The organism is Candidatus Cloacimonadota bacterium (assembly GCA_011372345.1).
Lineage (GTDB): Bacteria > Cloacimonadota > Cloacimonadia > Cloacimonadales > TCS61 > DRTC01.
Genome location: DRTC01000597.1, coordinates 1 through 4,758, shown reverse-complemented (window position 1 = coordinate 4,758; position 4,758 = coordinate 1). Strand labels below are relative to the sequence as shown.

The 4,758-nt window shown below is 38.7% G+C and carries 3 protein-coding genes; all 3 read left to right on the top strand.

The window, feature by feature from the left end; genetic code table 11:
• Positions 1-910: 910 nt before the first annotated feature.
• A complete protein-coding gene (locus ENL20_11410; protein HHE39160.1) occupies positions 911-3,391 on the top strand; it encodes a hypothetical protein in 2,481 nt (826 codons plus the stop codon).
• 233 nt (positions 3,392-3,624) lie between these two features.
• Complete coding sequence (locus ENL20_11405) at positions 3,625-4,218, top strand: TetR/AcrR family transcriptional regulator (protein HHE39159.1); 594 nt, start codon at positions 3,625-3,627, stop codon at positions 4,216-4,218.
• 212 nt (positions 4,219-4,430) lie between these two features.
• On the top strand, positions 4,431-4,758 hold a 328-nt coding region (locus ENL20_11400; protein HHE39158.1), incomplete at its 3' end, for a hypothetical protein.

Here is a 4,758-nt window from a genome sequence, read left to right as displayed (position 1 = left end):
GTTTTTCTTATTCTTTTTAATTATCATCCAGGTAATTTTATTCATCAATTCCTGGCAGGCAAAAATTGCCTGGTTTTCAACGAGCGAACCTTTTAGTAACCAGGTATTCACGACTATCTTAGGATTTTTCATCAAAACAATATTTTTATCATTTGGGCTGGCTGTAATTGCTGCTTTGATCCCTAAATGGCAGGTAAAAACAACTCCTTCCAAAGATATTCTTCCTGCTTTCGGCTGGAGCGGAATCATCATCGGAATTGCTGTTGTGATCGGTTTATTCGCTCCTTCTCTGGAACCATATAAACCATCAATGTTATCCTGGGAAACAACTCTTCCCCTGTTGGATTCGGCACTGAATCCATTGATCAACTATATTGTCTACACTTTGCTGGTGATGTTCGTTTTCACTTTGATCGGAAATCTAACCGGAAACTGGACAAAAAAGAAATTTTTAGGAATTCTCTTTTTCTTCCTGATTTCTTTAATTTATACAGGAAACAGGTTTTTGCAGATTTTCACAGCCTCTGCTATTTTGTACTGGCTCGCTTCTACAATTTTGATGACTCTTTTATTGATTTTTATTTATCGGAATTATGCCCGATATGCTCTTTCTTCCATTCCAATATTAATGAGCACTATTTATCTTTTCAGAATATTAAAGAAAGGATTGTATCTTGCTTATCCAACTGCTTTATTCGGAAGTATTATCGGAGCAATTATCATTATTTTGTTTGGGCTTTACTGGTCAAAAAAGATGTATCACGCTCCTCTGAAGCGTTGACAGAAAGAGTCTCCGACTCTATGATCAAACGATTGAATCGGAGATTCAAAATTAAACGGAATGGAATTCCGTGATACGAAACTTGCCAAATTTCCAAAATTTGACAAGTTTGGATAAACTGGAGGAATTATGAAAAAGATTTGTATTTTACTGTATCGGAATTTCAATGTTTTTTTAAACCTTCAAGGTTTGACAAACCTTGAAGGTTTGAATCAATCAATTCACCAAGTTATGTTCTTTGTAATCTCATTATCAATTTTACTTTCCGCAGATCCACCCCCGACTTTCGATCTCCGAGATGTTGACGGAGAAAATTTTGTAACATCAGTAAAAAGTCAAACCGGTGGAACCTGCTGGACACATGGAGCAATGGCAGCGATGGAAGGAAACCTGCTCATCACAGAAAATTGGGCAAATGCCGGAGAAAACGGAGAACCTAATCTTGCTGAATATCACCTCGATTGGTGGAATGGTTTCAACCAACACAACAATGATGATACGGATCCTCCGACAGGTGGTGGTTTGGAAGTTCACCAAGGTGGAGATTATCGCGTTACATCCGCATATTTATCGAGAGTAGAGGGAGCAGTTCGTGATATCGATGGACAATCATACAGCACTCCGCCGGATAGAACAAGTTCGAGTTATCATTATTATTATCCCCGAAATATCGAGTGGTTCGTTGCAGAAACAGATTTGAGCAATATCAATACCATCAAAAATAAGATCATGGAAGAAGGTGTGCTGGGAACTTGTATGTGTTACGATCCATCATTCATCAACGGACAATACGAGCATTATCAACCGCCAACCAGCACTTTAGACCCGAATCATGCAATTGCCATTATCGGTTGGGATGATAACCGCGTAACAGATGCTCCAAATCCCGGAGCCTGGTTAGTGAAGAATAGTTGGGGAACAAGTTGGGGTTACAACGGTTATTTCTGGATTTCCTATTATGATAAACATTCGTGTCAGCATCCTGAAATGGGAGCGATCTCTTTTCAGGATGTCGAACCATTTGCCTACGAAAATGTTTATTATCACGATTTTCATGGATGGCGGGATACTTTTACGGAAGCTTCTGCGGTCTTCAATAAATTTACTGCCGAAGACGATGAACTATTGGAAGCTGTAAATTTCTTTACTGCTGCTGATAATGTAAACTATATCGTCAGGATTTACGATCGTTTTGAAGGAGGAATTTTATTGGATCAACTTTCTTCCGAAAGCGGAACACTCGCATATACAGGTTTTCATACGATAGATTTGGAAACACCTGTAACGCTAACCGAAGAAGATGAATTTTATATTTACCTCTTTCTTTCTGACGGTGGATTTCCCTTTGATAGAACTTCCGATGTTCCGGTTTTGTTAGGAGCAAATTACAGAACTATCGTTGAATCTTCAGCAAATGCAGGCGAAAGTTATTATCGCGTCGGTTCAAATTGGTATGATCTTTTCGATCATAATTTCAGTGATCCGAGTTGGGATGAAACTGCTAATTTCTGTTTGAAGGGACTTTCCTCCACAACAGGTCTGAAAGTAACTCCTGAAGATGATTTCCAACCTGAAGGAATGTTTGGAGGACCGTTCTCTCCAAACAGCAAAATATATACTTTGGAAAATAAATGCAATTATCCAATCTCTTATGAAATAACCAAAAATCCTGATGTAGATTGGATCACATTTACAGGAAATATTTCCGGAACAATTCAACCTGCTCAAACAACCAATATCACAGTTGAAATCAATAATAATGCGAATATCCTTGAAAACGGAGCACATTCTGCAACTATCAAATTTTCCAATCTAACCGACCATCTTGGAGATACTACTCGCGAAGTAAATTTAATCGTGGGAGAATCTTCCGTCAGGTATGAATGGCTTCTGAACAGCGATCAGGGTTGGACAACCGAACCGGATTGGGAATTCGGTCAGCCAACCGGAAACGGCGGACAACATGGAAATCCTGATCCAACCAGCGGTCATACCGGAACCAATGTTTACGGCTACAATTTGAACGGAGATTATCCGAACTACCTTGCTGAAAAACATCTGACCAGCAATGCCATCGATTGTTCCGCTCTTTATAATGTTCATCTGAAATTCCGGCGTTGGCTGGGAGTCGAGCAACCTGCTTATGATCATGCTTATGTTCGGATCAGTAATGACGGAACGAACTGGACAACTGTCTGGCAGAATACGGAAGAAATTACCGACAATTCGTGGACTCAAATGGACCTGGATATTTCGGATATTGCAGACAATCAGGAAACCGTTTATCTGCGTTGGACAATGGGTTCGACCGATGTCGGCTGGCAATATTGCGGTTGGAATATCGATGATATTCAAATCTATGCAGTCGGTGGATTCCCGGCAAAAATCACAGACCTGACCATTTCCTGGAATGAATCGAATATCGAACTGAACTGGTCCGCAGTAAACGGAGCAACATCCTACAAAGTTTATGCTTGTGATAGTCCAGATGGCGTGTTTATTGATGTTACAGATGATGGAATTTTGAATGGAACGAGCTGGACGATCCAACCTTCCGAAATGATGAAATTTTATTATGTTACGGCTGTGAATGAGAGAGGGAGAGAATAGAAAGAATATTGTTATTCCATTCTTATAGTAATTTTTTTGCTCACGGATTCTAACGGATTAAACGGATAAGAAAATTTAAATCGAGTAATTGGAACAAAAAGAAAATAAGTCCTTTGCGTCTCTGCGTCTTTGCGGTTAAACATTTTCGCGTTTTTCGCAACTTTCGCGGTAAAAAATAAAATAAAATTTGACATCATATCCTTTCTGATTATCTTGGTTAGTGAACATTAACTATGGAGGAGAAAATGACGATGACCGAAAGGCAGAAACAGATCGTCGAGGTAGCGGTCAAATTGATCGCAGAGCACGGCATTCAGTATCTGACGATCAAGCATATTGCAGCAGAAATCGGTGTTTCCGAACCGGCTCTTTATCGTCATTTCGATAGTAAGTTGGATATTCTGAAAGCGATGATCGGTTCTTTTCAATTATCGATGCAGCCTGCTTTTGAAAAGCAAAAAGCAAAAATAAATTCTCTTGAAAAGATCGAAGCATTTATGCTGGAACATTTCAGGATATTCAATCTCAATCACGATTTTGCCAAAGTGATCTTCTCCGAATCAAATTTCCGGAACGAGGAAGTTCTGATGACCTCGCTCAATAAAATGATGAACAATTCGAGACGAATGTTGGAAGATATTATAATTACCGGTCAAAGAAAAAATGAAATTCGAGATGATGTTAGTTCTATCAGTTTATCGAGAATGCTTATCGGTTCGATGCGATTCCTGGTAACTCAATGGAGTATGTCCGGAATGATCTTTGATCTGGAGAATGAAGGCAGACAACTTTGTGAAGATATAAAGAAATTAATGAAAGAAGGATAAATTTTTTTGCCAACAAATGTTAGTAAATACTAACTACAAAGAACTTCTGATTGTCGAAAGACATCCGAATGTTCTGAACCGGTAGAGAACATAACTTCTGATTTAAAACCTTAAAGGTTTGGCAAACCTTGAAGGCTTGTTCCAAATTCCGATAAAATAAATTACAACTTTCAGAGGTGTTTTGCACTCTCGGAAGTTGAAGGAGAGAAAAAATGCAAAAACTGTTAAGTAAAATTCTGAAATATCCCAAAATAGCGCTGCTAATTATTCTGGTGATTTCGGCTGTATTTTTCGTAACAATGAAGAAGAACAGCAGGATGGAAACCGATCTCGATAAGTATATGCCGCAAAATCATCCTGCTTTTGTTTACAGCGATAAAGCGGAAGAAATATTCAATATTAAAGACGGGATCATCATTGCTGTCGAAAATAAGAACGGTATTTACAACAGCGGAACTTTACAGAAAATAAAAGATCTCACCAAAAAATTGGGAAAAATGAAGGAGATCGATAAAGGCGATGTAACTTCGCTTTATACAG

What these genes read in the sequence shown, in the direction of transcription:
- ENL20_11410 (HHE39160.1), top strand. Translation starts at nt 911, where the DNA reads ATGAAAAAGATTTGTATTTTACTGTATCGGAATTTCAATGTTTTTTTA.
- ENL20_11405 (HHE39159.1), top strand. Translation starts at nt 3,625, where the DNA reads ATGGAGGAGAAAATGACGATGACCGAAAGGCAGAAACAGATCGTCGAG.